The organism is Nocardioides sp. (assembly GCF_004803405.1).
GTDB classification, from domain to species: Bacteria; Actinomycetota; Actinomycetes; order Propionibacteriales; family Nocardioidaceae; genus Nocardioides; species Nocardioides vastitatis.
The window spans coordinates 3,228-19,671 of the sequence record NZ_SSXI01000249.1; the positions used below are offsets into that span (position 1 = coordinate 3,228).

Genomic DNA, 16,444 nt, shown 5'->3' on the forward strand with positions numbered 1-16,444 from the left:
AGGTCTGGCCGGGCTGATGCCAGGTCGGAGGAGGCGGCGGCACTGCTCCGTACGCCTGCGGGAGCTCCGCGGCCCCGGGTGCGGGCGGCGGCACGGCCGCGGTGGAGTCGTCCGTCGGTGCGGGCTGCACGTGGTCGGTCCAGCCGTTGCCGTCGAACCAGCGCTGGTGCCCCTCGCCGTCGGGGTACCAGCCGGGCTGGCCGGGAGTGGGTCCGGGCACCGGGGCCTCCTGCAAAGGGTCGAGCGGGGCGCGGACGCCGGGTCCCGCGGCTGGGGGAGCATCAGCAGGTCCGGAACACGGTATCGGCCCGGCCCACCGACCGTCGCGGAAAAGCAGCGATCAGGCCGCAGCAGCCCCCGGTACGACGACCCGACCACCACTCACGATGTCGAGATCGCGACCGAGGGTGATGTCGAGCGGATTGGTGAGGCAGCGGATGGAGCCTCCACCGAGGTGGAACTCCGAGACGTCGACGACGACCACCTCGAACCCCAGGGTCTCCAGCCAGTTGCGGACCCGGCGGGGGCAGCTCGGCATGACGACGGTGCGGCCGACGACGACCGAGTTGGCACACCAGCTGCCGATCGCCTCCTCCTCGCTGAGGATGACCGGCTTCGGCACCAGCTTCAGCAGCGCGGCCGCGGAGGCGTCGTCGAACGCTGACGGGCAGACGAGCGCATGGTCGTCGTCGAGCGGGCAGAAGGCGAGGTCCAGGTGATACATCGCGGGGTGCACGAGACGGACCCCTTGGACCTGCACACCGAGGTCGTCCGCGAGGTGCTTGAGGGCGAGCTCGTCGGTGCGCGGGCCGTACCCGACCACCAGCTCGCCGCGGTAGGGGAACGCGTCGCCGGACTCGAAGTGGGCGCCGACGCCGTCGCGGCCGACGTAGGTCGCCGCGAAGCCGCGCGACTCGAACCACCGCCGGGCCGCCGGCGTCTCCACCCGGCGCTGCGGGAACCGCATGTGCGACATGACCACCGAGCGACGCCCGGGCCCGCTCCAGTCCGGGCGGAGCGCGACCAGGCCGAGGTTCATCGCGTAGACCATGTCGGGCGCCTCCGGTCGCGCCGGGATCTCCTCGACGGGGGCACCGAGCGCGCGGAGGGTCGCGGCCAGCTCCTCCCACTGCGCACGAGCGCGTCCCGGATCGGGCTGCACCGCAGGGTCCATGAACGGGTTGATCGCGTACTCGATGCGGAAGTGCGAGGGGTCGACCATCGCGTACTGGCGGCCCCACTCGAGCGTCGCGGAGGTCATCAGCGCTCTCCCTCTCCCGGCGCCGGAGGACCGGCGCGACTTGTCAGACGAATTGTCAGACAATCTGACAAGACATTGAGGATAGCTCCTCGTGCCGTCCCAAGGCCAGCGGGCGGGTGCTCGGCGCCCCGAGCCGGGCACAATGGGCCCATGCCCGCACCCGCGAACGCCCGCTTCGCCACCCTTCACGTCGAGCACGCCTCGACGGTGGAGCGGGTCGCGACCGAGCTCCGGCGCGCGGTCTTCGAGGGTGAGCTCGAGAGCGGCACACCACTGCGCGAGCTCGCGCTGGCGGAGTCGCTGGGGGTCTCCCGTCCCACCGTGCGCGAGGCGCTCACCGTGCTGGTCGCCGAGGGCCTCGCGACCCGCGAACCGCATCGGGGCGTCACGGTCTCCACCCCGCGCGCCGAGTCGGTGCGCGACGTCTGTCGGGCCCGGTGGGTGCTCGAGGGGGCGGGGGTCCAGGCCTGGCCGACCGCGGACGCCGTACGACGTCGCCGGGTGCGGGAGACGCTGGAGGCCTACACGAGCGCGGTCCACGACGGCGGCGCGTCGTACGAGGAGCTCAACGAGCGCCACCTCGCCTTCCACGTCTCACTCGTCGAGCTGACCGGGAGCCCGCGACTGATCCAGATGGCCGAGGCTCTGATGGACGAGCTCAAGCTGGCGCTCGCGCAGGTCGACCGGATCAACCGCAACGCCCACGACGAGGCGGAGTCGCACGAGGGCCTCGTCGTCCTGCTCGAGGCGGACCGGGTCGACGGATCCGACGGCGCCTACGAGTCGCTGCGGCGGCACATCGACGACGCCGAGGTGGAGATCATCGAGGCACTCGGCCTCGAGTAGCGCCCTGTCACACTGGCGCCATGCTGGCCTTCCTCTCCCGCTGGGCGATCACGGCCGCGGCCCTCGCTCTCGCGGCACAGCTCATCGACGGCATCTGGTTCTCTGGCGCCGGCACCGGCCGCGCCGAGGTCGAGGACAAGATCGTCCCGCTGCTGCTGGTCGCGCTGATCTCGGGCGCGGTGACGGCGCTGGTGAAGCCCGTCCTCACGGTGCTGTCCATCCCGTTCATCCTGCTGACGCTCGGCCTGTTCCTGATCGTGATCAACGCACTGCTGCTCCACTTCACCGCGTGGCTGGCCGGGCTGTTCGACCTCGGCTTCCACGTCGAGGGCTTCTGGCCGGCCGTCGGCGGGGCGATCATCATCAGCGTCACGACCTGGGTCCTGGACGCGCTCGTCGGCGTCGGGGAGGACTGATGGCGGTCGGCGTGCCCCCACCGCGGACGCCCGGCCGCTACCGGATCGCCGTCGTCTGCCTCGGGAACATCTGCCGCTCGCCCATCGCCGGAGTGGTGCTCAGCGCCCGGATCGAGGAGGCCGGCCTCGCCGACGCGGTCGAGGTGGTCAGCGCCGGGACCGGCGACTGGCACACCGGCGAGCCGATGGACCGCCGGGCCGCCGCGCTCCTCTCCAGCGAGGGGTACGACGGCACGCAGCACCGCGCACAGCAGGTGGACGCGTCGTGGCTGGTCGACCACGACCTGCTGCTCGCGATGGACCGCGAGAACCTCCAGGACCTGCGCGCGCTCGGGCCGGTCGAGGAGGGCCGGGTCCGGCTGTTCCGCGACTACGACCCGGAGGAGCCCGGCAGCGAGGTGCCGGACCCCTACTTCGGCGGGGAGTCCGGCTTCCGCGAGGTGCTGGCGATGGTGCATCGCACCTCCCGCGTCCTCGTCTCGGAGGTTTCCGCCGCGCTGGCGCGGGCGTAGGTTCTGCGCATGACCGCAATCAGGAGCGTCGGAGTCGTGGGCTGCGGCCTGATGGGTGCCGGCATCGCGGAGGTATGCGCGCGCGCAGGCAAGGACGTCGTGGTGGTCGAGTCGTCGCCGGCCGCCGCCGACGCCGGCCGCCAGCGACTGGAGGCCTCGCTCAAGCGGGCGGAGAGTCGAGGCAAGATCGAGGCCGCCGCGCCCGTGCTCGCCCGCATCCAGGTCGTCGAGCAGCTCGAGACGCTGGCGGACAGGGAGCTCGTGATCGAGGCGATCGTCGAGGACGAGGTCGCCAAGACCGAGCTGTTCCGCCGCCTCGACGGCATCCTGACGGACCCGGAGGCGATCCTGGCGTCCAACACCTCCTCGATCCCGATCATGAAGCTCGGTGTGGTCACCTCCCGCCCCGAGCACGTGCTCGGCATCCACTTCTTCAACCCGGTGCCGGTGCTGGCGCTCGTCGAGCTGGTGCCGAGCCTGCTGACGTCCCCGGCCGTGACCGAGCGGGCGCGGGCATTCGTGCAGGACGACCTGGGCAAGCAGGCGATCGACTGCCAGGACCGCGCCGGGTTCGTCGTCAACGCGCTGTTGATCCCGTTCATCCTCTCGGCGATCCGGATGCTGGAGTCCGGGTTCGCGACCGCCGAGGACATCGACCGGGGCCTGGTCCTCGGTGCCGCGCACCCGCAGGGGCCACTCGCGCTCGCGGACCTGATCGGCCTGGACACCACCAAGGCGGTGGCCGAGTCGCTCTACGAGGAGTTCAAGGAGCCGCTCTACGCCGCTCCTCCGCTGCTCGCGCGGATGGTCGACGCGGGTCTGCTCGGACGGAAGTCCGGGCGAGGCTTCTACACCTACTCCTGACGAGCGGCCGTCCGACTCCCGTCGTAGCCGCCCTCGGGCGGCACCATCTCCAGCCGGACGCCGAGCAGCCGCACCGGTCGCCCCTTCTCGACCCGCTCGAGCAGCGCTGCGGCCGCGTCCGCCAGGACGTCTGCGTCGAGGGTCGGCTCGGGCAGCTTGCGGCTGCGGCTGACCGTGAAGAACGGTCGGTAGCGAAGCTTGAGGCCCACCCGGAACGCCGGCCGGCCCTCGCGCTCGATGTCCGCCAGCACCCGCTGGGTGATCCGCCGGACCGCCGCCTCGACCTGGTCCCAGTCGTCCAGGTCCTGCTGGAAGGTCTCCTCGCGGCCGTGCGCCCGCGGCACCCACGGCGTCGCATCGACCGGGCTGGTGTCGACACCGCGGCCGATCCGGTGGAACCACGGACCCATGGTCGGGCCGATCTCGGCCGCGAGCACATGGGCGTCGGACGCTGCGAGCTGCGCGACGGTCTCGATGCCGAGCGAGGCCAGCCTCGCCGCGGTCTTCGCCCCTACCCCCCACAGCGCCCGCGTGGGCCGTTCACCCATCTCGGCGAACCACGTCTCGTCGGTGATCGCGTAGACGCCGGGATCCGGCTTGCCGAAGTCGGTGGCGATCTTCGCCTGCAGCTTGTTGTTGCCGACGCCGACCGAGCAGTGCAGCTGCGTGGCGGCGAGCACCTCCGCCCTGACCTGCTGCGCGAACGCGACGGCATCGGCCAGGGTGTGCGCCGGCAGCGCCTCCGCGCCCGAGGAGGATCCGTCAGCCACGAAGGCCTCGTCCCAGCCGAGCACCTGGACCACGACCGGCGCGGGGCCCCATCGCAGCGAGCGGAGGGTCCTCATGACCTCGACCGACGCGGCGTCGTACGCCGGCGCGTCGACGGGGAGGAAGACCGCGTCGGGGCACTTGCGGGCAGCCAGCCGCAACGGCATGCCGGAGCCGACGCCGTACTTCCGTGCCTCGTAGGAGGCGGTGGACACCACCCCACGCTCGGTCGGGTCGCCCCGACCGCCGACGACGACCGGCCTCCCGGCCAGCTCGGGCCGCCGCAGCACCTCCACCGCCGCGATGAACTGGTCGAGGTCGACGTGCAGGACCCAGCGCCGAGCGCCGTCCCGCTCCAGCGGTGGCTCGGTCACCTTTCGAGGGTGCCACGGAGGGCGGCGCGGGCGCCCCTTTGGGAAATCTAGTAGGACGTCCTAGTATTTACTAGGTAGTCCTACTATCTCTCCGGAGCTGTCGATGACATCGCTGCACCACCCGAAGAACCCGGTCCGGCTCGTGACCGCGTCCAGCCTGTTCGACGGCCACGACGCCTCGATCAACATCATGCGGCGAATCTTCCAGAGCCAGGGCTGCGAGGTCGTCCACCTCGGGCACAACCGCTCGGTGGCAGAGGTGGTCGAGGCCGCGATCGAGGAGGACGTGCAGGGCGTAGCGGTCTCGTCCTACCAGGGCGGACACGTCGAGTACTTCGAGTACCTCGTGCAGCTCCTGCGTGAGCGCGGCGCCGGGCACGTCCAGGTCGTCGGCGGCGGCGGTGGCGTGATCGTCGCCGACGAGATCGAGCGGCTTCGCGACTCCGGCGTCACCATCTTCTCGCCCGAGGACGGCCAGCGGATGGGCCTCCCCGGCATGGTGAACTCCGTCGTCGAGCAGTGCGACGTCGACCTGTGGGACGTGCGACCGGTCAGCGCCGAGCAGGTGCTCGCCGGCGACCGCGGCGCGGTGGCACGGGCCATCACCGGCGCCGAGTCCGGCAAGCTCCCCGCGGAGGTCCTCGACCGGCTGCGAGCAGCCGCGGACGATCGGGTCACGCCGGTCCTCGGCATCACCGGCACCGGCGGCTCGGGCAAGTCCAGCCTGACCGACGAGCTCCTACGGCGCCTCCGCACCGACCAGGAGGACCGGGTCCGGGTCGCGGTGCTCGCCGTCGACCCGACGCGGCGCAAGGGCGGCGGCGCACTCCTCGGCGACCGGATCCGGATGAACAGCCTCGACCTCGCCGGCGCCGGCGGCACCCACCTCGAACGCGACCACGTGTACTTCCGGAGCCTGGCCACACGGGGCGCGCACGAGCTCCCGGACCACCTCTCTGACGTACTGACGGTCCTGAAGGCTGCCGGCTTCGACCTCGTGATCGTGGAGACCCCCGGCATCGGGCAGGGCGACGCGGCGATCGTGCCCTTCTGCGACGTCTCCCTCTACGTCATGACGCCGGAGTTCGGCGCCGCCTCCCAGCTGGAGAAGATCGACATGCTCGACTTCGCGGACGCGGTGGCGATCAACAAGTTCGAGCGGCGCGGTGCCGAGGATGCGCTGCGCGACGTGGGCCGCCAGATGGTGCGCAACCGCGAGGCCTTCGGCTCCCGTCCGGAGGACATGCCGATCTTCGGCACCTCGGCCGCGACCTTCGACGACGACGGGGTCACCGCGCTCTACCAGCACTTGCGCGGCCTGCTTGCCGACAAGGGGCTCCCGGTCGACGCGGGCCGGCTCGCCCCGGTCGCGACGAAGAGGTCGACACGGATCCAGCAGGTGCTGCCGGCGGACCGGGTGCGCTACCTGGCCGAGATCGCCACCACCGTGCGGGAGTACCACGCCCGGACCGAGGAGCTGGTCTCGAAGGCGCGGCGCGCGCAGCGGCTCGGCGACGTGGCTGCCGAGCTGCAGGACGTGCCTCAGGTGGCGGAGCTGGCGCAGCAGGCAGCACGAGACCTGCCCGAGGACGTGGCGGGGCAGCTCGCCGCGTGGCCGGGCGTGGTCGACGACTACCGCAAGGACGCCGAGGAGAACGGGAGTCAGTCCCTCGCCGGCAACCGGATCGCGCGGGTCGCCGTACCGCGGTTCGAGGACCACGGCGAGCTCGTCCGCTTCTGGCGGCGCGAGAACCTGCCGGGCGGCTTCCCCTTCACCGCCGGGGTCTTCCCGTTCAAGCGTGCCGACGAGGACCCGGCGCGGATGTTCGCGGGCGAGGGCGACCCGTTCCGCACCAACCGACGTTTCAAGCTGCTGTCCGAGGGCCAGCCGGCGACCCGGCTGTCCACCGCCTTCGACTCGGTCACCCTCTACGGGCGCGACCCCGACGAGCGTCCTGACATCTACGGCAAGGTCGGCACGTCCGGCGTCAGCGTCGCGACGCTCGAGGACATGAAGGCGCTCTACGACGGCTTCGACCTGCTCTCCCCCACCACGTCGGTCTCGATGACCATCAACGGCCCGGCGCCGACGGTGCTGGCGTTCTTCCTCAACACCGTCATCGACCAGGCGCGCGAGCGGGGGATCCCAGCCGAGAAGGCGCTGCAGACGGTGCGCGGCACGGTGCAGGCCGACATCCTCAAGGAGGACCAGGGCCAGAACACCTGCCTGTTCTCCACGGAGTTCTCGCTGCGCTGCATGGCCGACGTCCAGGAGTGGTTCATCGAGAACGGCGTCCGCAACTTCTACTCGGTGTCGATCTCCGGCTACCACATCGCGGAGGCCGGGGCGAACCCCATCAGCCAGCTGGCCTTCACCCTCGCCAACGGGTTCACCTACGTGGAGTCGTACCTGGCCCGGGGCATGGACATCGACGACTTCGCCCCGAACCTGTCGTTCTTCTTCTCCAACGGGATGGACCCCGAGTACTCCGTGATCGGCCGGGTCGCGCGCCGGGTCTGGGCGATCGCGATGCGCGAGCGGTACGGGGCCAACGAGCGCTCGCAGAGGCTGAAGTACCACGTGCAGACCAGCGGACGCTCGCTGCACGCGCAGGAGATGGACTTCAACGACATCCGCACGACGCTCCAGGCGCTGATCGCGATCTACGACAACGCCAACTCCCTGCACACCAACGCCTACGACGAGGCGGTCACCACGCCGACCGACGACTCCGTACGACGGGCCCTGGCGATCCAGCTGATCATCAACCGCGAGTGGGGCCTGTCGATGAACGAGAACCCGCTCCAGGGGTCCTTCATCATCGACCAGCTGACCGACCTCGTGGAGGAGGCCGTGCTCGCCGAGTTCGACCGGATCTCAGAGCGCGGCGGCGTGCTGGGCGCCATGGAGACCGGCTACCAGCGCGGCCGCATCCAGGACGAGTCCATGCTCTACGAGCACAAGAAGCACGACGGCTCGCTACCGATCATCGGAGTCAACACCTTCCGCAAGCCTCATCCGGCAGGCGGCACTCCCCAGCACGTCGAGCTCGCCCGCGCGACCTCCGCCGAGAAGGAGTCGCAGCTACGACGGGTCCGCGAGTTCCAGTCCGCGAACGCCGAGGAGGCGGAGGCCGCGCTCGCGCGCCTCAAGGAGGCGGCCGTCAGCGGCCAGAACGTCTTCGCGGTGCTGATGGACGCCGCGCGGGTCTGCTCGCTGGGCCAGGTCACCGACGCGTTCTTCGAGGTCGGCGGTCAGTACCGACGCAACGTCTGAGGTCAGGCGGCCCGGCGGGGGGAAACCTTAGATACCTGGTCAGCGGGTCGTGTTCGGGTCCGGGTCGCCCCCGGTCATGTCGCCCTGCGGACTGGTGTTGTCCGTGCCACCCAGCTCACGGAGGAACTCGTGGCACCGGTGCGCGCGCTGTGAGTCCTGTTCCATGACCTCCCTGAAGAACGCGGCGATCTCGTCGCGGCCCGCGTTCTCCGCGTCGCGGACGTACTGGCCGTAGTCGTGCCCGCCCTTCAACGCGTGGTACTGCACGGAGATCAGGTCGTAGGTCACGTCGTCGAAGCCGGTCTCTCCGGTAGCCATCGGTAGCTCCTTCCGTCAGGGTCTGGTCGTACGCCGAGTGGTACCCGACCCCCAGCAGGCCATGCAGCCGGACCACAAGTCGCGCGGCCCGTCGCTACCGTGGGATCGATGCCAGCAACCGACGACCTCGGCCACCCGGTGGACCTGCCGCGTCCTCCCCGGCGGATCGTCTCGCTCGTGCCCTCGATCACCGAGGCACTGGCCACGGACGTGCCCGACCGACTGGTCGGCGCCACCGATTGGTGCACCCATCCCGCCGATCTCGACGTGACCCGCGTGCGAGGCACCAAGAACCCCGACCTGTCGACGATCCGGGCGCTCGACCCGGACCTCGTCGTGGCCAACAAGGAGGAGAACCGCGAGCTCGACGTACGACGCCTCCGCGACGCGGGCGTCCAGGTCTGGGTCACCGACATCGAGACCGTGCCACAGGCCCTGGACTCCCTCGACCGGCTCTACGAGGTGACGCTCGCCGTGACTCGGCCGGACTGGCTGGTGCGAGCGAGGGCGGCCTGGACGGGACCGGCTCCGCCGGCGCTGGGTCGGGTCGTCGTACCGATCTGGCGAGACCCCTGGATGGTGGTGGGCTCCCGCACCTACACCGGCGACCTGCTGCGGCGGCTCGGCTGGGCCAACGCCTTCGCCGACGCCGCCGAGCGGTACCCCAAGGTGGCGGTGTCCGACATCGACCGCACGGACGTCGACCTGGTGCTGCTGCCCGACGAGCCCTACGTGTTCACCGAGGACGACGGCCCGGAGGCGTTCACGCAGGCGCCGACCCGTCTGGTCTCAGGGCGGCTGCTGACCTGGTACGGCCCGGCGATGGTCGAGGCGCACCATCTGCTGCCCCGATGACCGCGGTGGGGGCGGCCCTGCACCGGCCACGGACCGTAACGCCATGCGCCCTACCGGACACCGAGTCGTAACCGCTGGTCAATCTCCTGGCGAAGTCCGGGCGGCACAGTTGCCGCATGAAGAAGCCGACCTCTCCTGAGACCCAGACCCCGGGCCGTCACCTGATCACCATCCCGACCAGGGACCAGACCGAGGACACGGTGGACCACTCACTCCTCCGCCGTGCCAGGCTGCGCGACCGGCACGCACAGAACGTAGCGAGGCTGATGGAGCAGCGCAGGGACCTGCGCGGCGTGTACCCCCTCGCCGACTTCGTCGACGAGGCCATCCGCTGGACCGCCTGAAACCGCTCGACCGCTGAGGGCCCCCAGCCTGGGGCACCGGCCTTCTCGAGGTCTGGCATCGGCTCCTCAGTGACGGCCGGACCCTGATCGGTGCCGGAGCACCCGTCTAGACTCTGAAGGCGTGATCTTCAAGCGAGTGGGAGTCGGGCGTCCCTACCCCGACCACGGGCTTACCTCCAAGGGGTGGGCTGCCGTGCCCCCTCGGCAGGTTCGGCTCGACGATCTCGTCACCACCAAGGACACGCTCCAGCTCTCCTCACTGCTCGACGAGGACTCGACCTTCTTCGGTGATCTCTTCGCCCATGTGGTGTTGTGGAGGGACGAGTACTACTTGGAGGACGGGCTGCACCGAGCGCTCCGCGCGGCGCTCCAGCAGCGCAACGTGCTCCATGCCCGCGTGATCCGAATGGAAGGCTGACCCCCCGCCGTGGAGCTCGAAGTCAACGAGACCGGCCGCTCGGCCATGACCCTCGCCGTGCTGGCGGTGCTCTTCCTCGGCAGTGTCGCCTGGGCCTGGGGACGGGTGACCGAGCCGTTCCCCGAGAAGGTCGACCCTCCGCCCTGCACCGACACCCTGATCGCCGAGGGCGAGGAGGTTGCGCCACCGCAGGTGATGGTCAGCGTCCTCAACGCCGGCGGACCCAACGGACTGGCCGGCCAGACCATGGACCGCCTGGTCGGCCACGGCTTCGGCGAAGGCGAGACCGGCAACGCGCCCCGCGGCGTCGGTCCGGTGGCCGCGCAGGTCTGGGCGAGCGACCCCGGCGATCCGGCGGCGATCCTCCTGGCGTCGTACCTCGGCAAGCGCACCGAGATCGTCGACCAGCCCTCCGACTACCCCGGCCTCACGATCGCGGTGGGCAAGAGGTTCAAGGGCGTCAAGCAGGGCCGGCCGACAGTGACGGCGCAGAAGGACAGCTACGTCTGCACGCCGCCGCTGAGCACCAACCCACAAGACGTCGAGTAGCCGCCGGATCGGGCCTCAGCCCTCGTCCCCCGCGTCACCCAGCCACTGCGCCAGCCGGCCTCCGGCGCTGACCTGCCGCAGCCGCTGCTCGGTGGCTTCGCGCAGCTTGCGCGGTGTCACCACGATCATGTCGTCGCCGTGCCGCAGCACGGTCCGTCGCTCGGGCACCAGCGTCTGGCCGTCGCGGACGATCATCGACACGTTGGCACCGACCGGCAGGCGCAGCTCGCCCACCTCGACGCCGTGCAGCTTGGAGACCGGACTGATCGTCACCTGCAGCAGGTCGGCTGCGACTCGTTCCAGCGGCGCGGCCTCGAGCTCGATGCCCCGTGGCTCGGACCTCCGGGCCACCCGGAGCACCTTGGCCACGAAGGGCAGTGTCGGGCCGGTGACGCAGGTGTAGACCACGACCATCACGAAGACGATGTCGAACAGCTGGTCGGCTCCGTCGACGCCCTCGGCCAAGGGGATGGTCGCGAACACGATCGGCACCGCGCCGCGCAGGCCCGCCCAGGAGAGGAAGCCCAGCTCATGCCAGGGCATCGGTCGCACCAGGGCACTGACAACCATGGAGATCGGCCGGGCGACGAAGGTCAGCACGAGTCCGGCGAGAACGGCCATCCCGATCGTCGTCCAGGTCAGCCGACCGGGCGAGAGCAGCAGGCCGAGCATCACGAACAGCCCGATCTGCGCGATCCAGGCCAGGCCCTCCACGAACGACCGGGTCGCCGTGCGGTGCGGGAGCTCCGCGTTGCCGAGGACCAGCGCGGCGACGTACACGGCGGCGAAGCCGCTCGCGTGGACGGCCGGCCCGGCGCCGTACGCCACGAGGGCCAGGCAGAACACGGCGATCGGGTAGAGCCCGGAGGACGGCAGCGCCGCCCGGCGCATCAGCCACGCGCCGCCGAACCCGATCGCGAGCCCGATCAGCACGCCCACCGCGAGCTCGTAGAGGACGATCCCGGCGACCACCAGCGGGCCGTGGTCCGCCACTGCGCCGGTGGAGATCAGCGTGACGATCACGACCGTCGGTGCGTCGTTGAGCCCGGACTCCGCCTCGAGCACGCCGGTGATCCGCCTGGGCAGCGGCACCGCCCGCAGCACCGAGAACACCGCCGCCGCGTCGGTGGCGGAGGTCACCGCACCGAGCAGCACGGACAGCTCCCACGACAGGCCGAGCAGGAAGTGGCTGCCCACCGCGACGATGGTGACCGACACCGCCATCCCCAGGGTCGCCAGCGACGCGCCGAGCGGCATCGAGTGTCGTACGTCGCGCCAGCTGGTGGTCAGGCCGCCCTCCGCGAGGATGATCGCGAGGGCACCGAACCCGATCGCGTGCGCCATCTCCGCGTTCTCGAACGGAATGCCGACCACGGACTCGCCGAGGATGACGCCGATCAGCAGGTAGAGCAGGAGGCTCGGCAGGCCCACCCGGGAGGACACACGCACGGCCAGCACCGCCAGGAGGGTGACGGCCGAACCCACCAGGACGAAGCTGTCGAGCTGGTGGACATCGAACGTCACTGTCACCTCGGCAGGCGTCGGGGCGGCGGACCCTTAGCGTATCGGTAGAACATGTTCTAGATTTGCCCCATGACCTCGCAGACCCCGGCCGGCCTCGCTGTTCCCGACGTGGTGCCGGCCAGCGCCCTCCCCTCCGATGCCGAGACGTTCGACGTGGTCGTGGTCGGCTTCGGCATCGCCGGTGGATGCGCCGCGCTCGAGGCCGCACGGTCCGGCGCGCGGGTGCTGTTGCTGGAGAAGGCCGCCGTGCACGGCGGCACCTCGTCGATGTCGGGCGGCCACTTCTACCTCGGCGCCGGCACGGCGGTGCAACGGGCGACCGGACACGAGGACTCGGTCGAGGAGATGGTGCGCTACCTGATGGCGAGCACCAAGGACCCGGACGAGGAGAAGATCCGCGCCTATTGCGAGAGCTCGGTCGAGCACTTCGACTGGCTCGAGTCCCTCGGGTTCGAGTTCGAGCGCTCCTACTTCCCGGGCAAGGCCGTCATCCAGCCCGGCACCGAGGGCCTGATGTACACCGGGAACGAGAAGGTCTGGCCCTACCGCGAGCAGACCAGGCCTGCGCCGCGCGGTCACAAGGTGCCAATGCCCGGCGACATGGAGGGCACCAAGATGGTGATGGACCTGCTGCGCCAGCAGGTCGAGCGGGCGGGTGTCGAGGTGCGGTACGAGACGGCCGCGACCAACCTGGTGGTCGATGACGACGCGGTCGTGGGGCTCGCCTGGAAGTCGTTCAGCCGGACCGGCCTGATGCGGGCGGGCGCCGTGGTCATCGCCGCCGGCGGCTTCGTGATGAACAAGGACATGGTCGAGCGCTACACGCCGGCGCTCGGGTCGAAGCTGTTCACCCTCGGCTCGACCTACGACGACGGGCTCGGCATCCGCCTCGGCGAGTCCGTCGGAGCGGCCCTGGAGAACATGGACGAGCCGTTCATCACCGCCCCGTTCTACCCGCCGTCGTCGCTGGTCAAGGGGCTGATCGTCAACCGGCTCGGCCAGCGGTTCGTCGCCGAGGACAGCTACCACGCGCGGACGTCGTACCACGTGCTCAAGCAGCCGGGCGCCGTCGCGTACCTGATCGCCGACAGCGACCACATGGAGGAGCAGCGGATGCCGCTCGTCCCGCTCAAGGACGGCTACGAGACGATCGCGGAGATGGAGCAGGGCCTGGGCCTGCCCGAGGGCTCCCTGGTCGCGACCATGGCGCGCTACAACGAGCACGCCGCGGCCGGCGAGGACCCGGACTTCCACAAGCACCCTGACTGGCTGGCACCACAGACCGCGGGCCCGTGGGGCGTCTACGACCTGACCCTCGGCGTGGCGCTCTACGCCGGCTTCACCCTCGGCGGGATGGCGACGACCGTCGACGGGGAGGTACGCCGCGAGGACGGCTCCGTGATCCGGGGTCTCTACGCCGCCGGTGCGTGCGCCTCCAACATCGCCCAGGACGGCAACGGCTACTGCTCCGGCACCCAGCTCGGCGAGGGCTCGTTCTTCGGGCGGCGGGCGGGGCGGCATGCGGCGGTGCGGGCGGCTGCGGGAATCACCGGTTAACCGGCGATTCCCGCACTTCCCGGCCGTTGCAACACCCGAGAAGTGCCAGGACCGGCCAGGTCGTGGTGCTGATGTGACAGATCCCGGGTCGCCGCGCCGGGCGGTCGTGCTGAGGCGGCTGCACCGGGAGAGGATGTGACCATGGATCGGTACGCCGCAGCGGCTCGCGCGAATGTGCCGCCCTTCCACGTGATGGACCTGCTGGCCGCCTCCGCGGAGCGACAGCGCACGCGAGGGGACATGGTCAACCTCCTCGCGGGCCAGCCGAGCACCGGCGCACCGGCGACGGTGAGCGCCGAGGCCGTGCGGCTGCTGGGATCCGGTGACCCGTTGGGGTACACGCCGGCGACCGGCATCGTCGAGCTTCGCGAGGCGGTCGCCGCCCACTACCGCCGCACCTACGCCATCGAGGTGTCGGCCGAGGACGTAATCGTCACGACCGGGTCGAGTGGCGGGTTCCTGCTGGCTTTCCTGGCGGCCTTCGACGTCGGCGATCGCGTGGCCATCGCACGGCCGGGCTACCCCTGCTATCGCAACGTGCTCACCGCGCTCGGCTGCGAGGTGGTGGAGATCGCGACCGGGCCCGGCTCGCGCTTCCAGCCGACGGTCGAGCAGCTGGCGGAGGCCCACGCCCGGACTCCCCTCGCCGGGGTGGTGGTGGCCAGCCCGGCCAACCCGACCGGCACCATGCTCCTCCCCGCCGAGCTGGCCGCGATCGCCGTCTGGTGCGAGGAGAGCGGCGTCCAGCTGGTCTCCGACGAGATCTATCACGGCATCGAGTACGCCCCCCTCACGCACGGCGAGGCCCTCGCCCGGTGCGCCTGGGAGACCTCGCGGGAGGCGGTCGTCTTCGGGTCCTTCTCCAAGTACTTCTCCATGACCGGCTGGCGGCTCGGCTGGATGCTGGCTCCAGAGCGGCTGCGCCGACCTGTCGACGTGCTCACCGGCAACTTCAGCATCTGCCCGCCCGCCCTCGCGCAGCGCGCGGCGCTCGCCGCCTTCGACGAGGCGGCCTATGCCGAGCTCGACGGCCACGTCCAGCGCTACGCGAACAACCGCACCCTGTTGCTGGACGGACTGCGCCGCCTCGGCATCACCGGACTGGCACCGGCCGACGGCGCCTTCTACGCCTACGCCGACGTCGGGCACCTCACCGACGACTCGATGGCCTACGCCCGGTCCCTGCTGGACCGCACGGGCGTCGCGGTCGCCACCGGTGTCGACTTCGACACCGTCGACGGCGGGCGGTTCCTACGCTTCAGCTTCGCGGGCACCGCCGACGACATCACCACCGCACTGGACCGGATGGACGGCAGTCTCTGACCGTCCACGGACCTGGGGTGGAACTGGCAGGTTTGCAGCCTGCGTGAAGTGGGAAGGGCGCGTTTCATGTACGGCGACAGCGACCGGGTCCGGCACCGGGTCTCGCAGCTGCGAGATCGGGAGGCCGACGTGCGTGCGATGGCCGACCAGCTGGTCGCCCGGACCGATGCGCTGGGCTGGGCCGGGCGCGCCGCCGATGCGATGCGGGAGCGGATCGCCGAGCGGGCGACCCACCTGCGGGCAGCCGCGGACGCGCACGTGGGCGCGGCCGATGCCCTCGACCGGCACGTGCAGGCGGTGGAGGCGGTGAAGGACGAGATCGCCACGATCGAGGCACGGGCAGCCGACCTGATCGCCGACGCGCGCACCCGGCTGTCCGCGATCACCGCCCAGAACGACCGGGGCGAGGGCCCGCAGATCACCCCCGACCCGGAGGACGAGGTCCTCGCCGGTTTCGTCCCGCCCGCGCCCGGCCACCGCGACTGGCTCTCCGTCGAGCTCCCCGGACTGTAGGAGAACCGTGCCGACCATCGACCTCACGACGCCCTCGGGTAGACCCGAGCCACCGGCTCCACCGCCGCGTCCGGTCGACGCCGCCCCCCGTCGGATCGGGCTGACCCTCCCTGAGCTGCAGCACGCCGCCATCCTGGCGGGCGGCGCACCCCTGCCGTTCGAGGTGGCCCCGCCTTCGGCTGCGGACGCGATGGAGAGCCGGCTCGGACGGAGCCCGGCGACGGCCGAGGATCAGGCCTACCGCGAGGTGGTCGCCGGCCTCCACGATCCGGGCGAGTCCCTCACCCGGCGCGGCCTGCTCTCCTCCGACGAGCTCGACGACGGCCTGGCCGGCGCCATCGGACTGCTGGCCGCCCCGCGGCTGGCCCTCGACGTCGACGTCCGGATGGGCCCGGTGCAGGCCAAGGCGTGGCATCGCCAGGACGGTCGTGCCGTGGCGTCGCTGGCGACCGTCGACGGCGTCGTCTTCGAGCTCGCCTGGTTCGGCACCGACGCGTGGGCGAGCGAGCTCGCGCGGGTTGCGGCGGTGTCGGAGGAGATCAGGCTCGCCGAGTCGGCCGTGCCGCCGTACCTGGACCTGCCCTACGAGCTCGCCGACGCGGCGGCGGAGGCCACCCGCACCGGCCGCGGCGACCTGCTGCCCGTCCTCGTGGCGCGAAGCTCGGGCCGGGTCCTGGGCCCCGACGGGCCGCTCGCCGACCCCGAGGTGGCCCGCGCGCTGACGG

General features: G+C 71.2%; 18 protein-coding genes. 13 read left to right on the forward strand and 5 right to left on the reverse strand.

Annotation, left to right across the window (positions count from 1 at the left end; translation table 11 throughout):
* Together E7Z54_RS18040 and E7Z54_RS18045 are read right to left on the reverse strand one after the other, a co-directional pair.
* Positions 1-220 (reverse strand): DUF2510 domain-containing protein (locus E7Z54_RS18040; RefSeq protein ID WP_136436079.1); only part of this gene is annotated, 220 nt, incomplete at its 3' end.
* 120 nt (positions 221-340) lie between these two features.
* Positions 341-1,261 carry a dimethylarginine dimethylaminohydrolase family protein gene (locus E7Z54_RS18045; RefSeq protein WP_136436080.1) on the reverse strand — a complete coding sequence of 307 codons (921 nt, stop codon included), beginning with the start codon at positions 1,259-1,261 and terminating at the stop codon, positions 341-343.
* A 150-nt stretch (positions 1,262-1,411) separates the two neighbouring features.
* Here E7Z54_RS18045 and E7Z54_RS18050 point away from each other — a divergent pair, with 150 nt between their 5' ends.
* From E7Z54_RS18050 to E7Z54_RS18065, 4 genes are read left to right on the forward strand one after another with little or no spacing between them, the layout of a single operon-like run.
* The gene (locus E7Z54_RS18050; protein WP_136436082.1) at positions 1,412-2,107 is read left to right on the forward strand and encodes a GntR family transcriptional regulator; all 696 of its coding nucleotides are present in this window, start codon (positions 1,412-1,414) and stop codon (positions 2,105-2,107) included.
* A gap of 20 nt (positions 2,108-2,127) precedes the next feature.
* Positions 2,128-2,523 (forward strand): phage holin family protein, encoded by a 396-nt coding sequence (locus E7Z54_RS18055; protein WP_136436084.1) that lies wholly within the window; start codon positions 2,128-2,130, stop codon positions 2,521-2,523.
* Positions 2,523-3,035, forward strand: coding sequence for a low molecular weight protein-tyrosine-phosphatase (locus E7Z54_RS18060; protein WP_136436085.1), 513 nt, complete (start codon positions 2,523-2,525; stop codon positions 3,033-3,035). The genes E7Z54_RS18055 and E7Z54_RS18060 overlap by 1 nt, the downstream gene beginning before the upstream one ends.
* An 18-nt stretch (positions 3,036-3,053) precedes the next feature.
* Entirely contained in the window at positions 3,054-3,899 is an 846-nt protein-coding gene (locus E7Z54_RS18065) for a 3-hydroxybutyryl-CoA dehydrogenase (RefSeq protein WP_276606244.1), read from the forward strand.
* Here the strand turns inward: E7Z54_RS18065 and E7Z54_RS18070 are convergent.
* Positions 3,890-5,041 (reverse strand): DNA polymerase IV, encoded by a 1,152-nt coding sequence (locus E7Z54_RS18070; protein ID WP_240769767.1) that lies wholly within the window; start codon positions 5,039-5,041, stop codon positions 3,890-3,892. The two genes, E7Z54_RS18065 and E7Z54_RS18070, sit on opposite strands and share 10 nt — an antisense overlap.
* Before the next feature lie 103 nt (positions 5,042-5,144).
* Here E7Z54_RS18070 and icmF point away from each other — a divergent pair, with 103 nt between their 5' ends.
* On the forward strand, positions 5,145-8,318 hold the full coding sequence (gene icmF, locus E7Z54_RS18075) for a fused isobutyryl-CoA mutase/GTPase IcmF (protein ID WP_136436089.1): 3,174 nt from the start codon (positions 5,145-5,147) through the stop codon (positions 8,316-8,318).
* Positions 8,319-8,357: 39 nt separating this feature from the next.
* Here icmF and E7Z54_RS18080 read toward each other — a convergent pair whose 3' ends face one another.
* Positions 8,358-8,636 carry an acyl carrier protein gene (locus E7Z54_RS18080; RefSeq protein ID WP_136436091.1) on the reverse strand — a complete coding sequence of 93 codons (279 nt, stop codon included), beginning with the start codon at positions 8,634-8,636 and terminating at the stop codon, positions 8,358-8,360.
* Positions 8,637-8,744: 108 nt separating this feature from the next.
* Between E7Z54_RS18080 and E7Z54_RS18085 the strand changes: the two genes are divergently transcribed.
* The 4 genes from E7Z54_RS18085 to E7Z54_RS18100 all read left to right on the forward strand — a co-directional run bounded on the left by E7Z54_RS18085 (position 8,745) and on the right by E7Z54_RS18100 (position 10,802).
* A complete protein-coding gene (locus E7Z54_RS18085) occupies positions 8,745-9,491 on the forward strand; it encodes a helical backbone metal receptor (RefSeq protein WP_136436092.1) in 747 nt (248 codons plus the stop codon).
* A 116-nt stretch (positions 9,492-9,607) separates the two neighbouring features.
* The gene (locus E7Z54_RS18090) at positions 9,608-9,835 is read left to right on the forward strand and encodes a hypothetical protein (RefSeq protein ID WP_136436094.1); all 228 of its coding nucleotides are present in this window, start codon (positions 9,608-9,610) and stop codon (positions 9,833-9,835) included.
* Between the two features lie 121 nt (positions 9,836-9,956).
* Positions 9,957-10,253: a type II toxin-antitoxin system VapB family antitoxin gene (locus E7Z54_RS18095; protein WP_136436096.1), complete on the forward strand. Its 297-nt coding sequence runs from the start codon at positions 9,957-9,959 to the stop codon at positions 10,251-10,253.
* A gap of 9 nt (positions 10,254-10,262) precedes the next feature.
* Entirely contained in the window at positions 10,263-10,802 is a 540-nt protein-coding gene (locus E7Z54_RS18100) for a LytR C-terminal domain-containing protein (RefSeq protein WP_136436098.1), read from the forward strand.
* A gap of 15 nt (positions 10,803-10,817) precedes the next feature.
* Here the strand turns inward: E7Z54_RS18100 and E7Z54_RS18105 are convergent, their stop codons facing one another.
* Positions 10,818-12,326: a potassium/proton antiporter gene (locus tag E7Z54_RS18105; RefSeq protein WP_136436100.1), complete on the reverse strand. Its 1,509-nt coding sequence runs from the start codon at positions 12,324-12,326 to the stop codon at positions 10,818-10,820.
* Between the two features lie 69 nt (positions 12,327-12,395).
* Between E7Z54_RS18105 and E7Z54_RS18110 the strand changes: the two genes are divergently transcribed.
* The 4 genes from E7Z54_RS18110 to E7Z54_RS18125 all read left to right on the forward strand — a co-directional run.
* Positions 12,396-13,883, forward strand: coding sequence for an FAD-binding protein (locus E7Z54_RS18110; protein ID WP_136436102.1), 1,488 nt, complete (start codon positions 12,396-12,398; stop codon positions 13,881-13,883).
* A gap of 141 nt (positions 13,884-14,024) precedes the next feature.
* Complete coding sequence (locus E7Z54_RS18115; protein ID WP_136436104.1) at positions 14,025-15,206, forward strand: aminotransferase class I/II-fold pyridoxal phosphate-dependent enzyme; 1,182 nt, start codon at positions 14,025-14,027, stop codon at positions 15,204-15,206.
* Positions 15,207-15,254: 48 nt separating this feature from the next.
* Positions 15,255-15,719 (forward strand): putative T7SS-secreted protein, encoded by a 465-nt coding sequence (locus E7Z54_RS18120; RefSeq protein WP_240769768.1) that lies wholly within the window; start codon positions 15,255-15,257, stop codon positions 15,717-15,719.
* A 7-nt stretch (positions 15,720-15,726) separates the two neighbouring features.
* The coding region (locus E7Z54_RS18125; RefSeq protein WP_206056380.1) for a hypothetical protein at positions 15,727-16,444 on the forward strand (718 nt) is incomplete at its 3' end.

Coding starts and splice junctions, on each gene's coding strand:
- E7Z54_RS18045 (WP_136436080.1), bottom strand. CDS start 1,261: ATGACCTCCGCGACGCTCGAGTGGGGCCGCCAGTACGCGATGGTCGAC.
- E7Z54_RS18050 (WP_136436082.1), top strand. CDS start 1,412: ATGCCCGCACCCGCGAACGCCCGCTTCGCCACCCTTCACGTCGAGCAC.
- E7Z54_RS18055 (WP_136436084.1), top strand. CDS start 2,128: ATGCTGGCCTTCCTCTCCCGCTGGGCGATCACGGCCGCGGCCCTCGCT.
- E7Z54_RS18060 (WP_136436085.1), top strand. CDS start 2,523: ATGGCGGTCGGCGTGCCCCCACCGCGGACGCCCGGCCGCTACCGGATC.
- icmF (WP_136436089.1), top strand. CDS start 5,145: ATGACATCGCTGCACCACCCGAAGAACCCGGTCCGGCTCGTGACCGCG.
- E7Z54_RS18080 (WP_136436091.1), bottom strand. CDS start 8,636: ATGGCTACCGGAGAGACCGGCTTCGACGACGTGACCTACGACCTGATC.
- E7Z54_RS18085 (WP_136436092.1), top strand. CDS start 8,745: ATGCCAGCAACCGACGACCTCGGCCACCCGGTGGACCTGCCGCGTCCT.
- E7Z54_RS18090 (WP_136436094.1), top strand. CDS start 9,608: ATGAAGAAGCCGACCTCTCCTGAGACCCAGACCCCGGGCCGTCACCTG.
- E7Z54_RS18110 (WP_136436102.1), top strand. CDS start 12,396: ATGACCTCGCAGACCCCGGCCGGCCTCGCTGTTCCCGACGTGGTGCCG.
- E7Z54_RS18115 (WP_136436104.1), top strand. CDS start 14,025: ATGGATCGGTACGCCGCAGCGGCTCGCGCGAATGTGCCGCCCTTCCAC.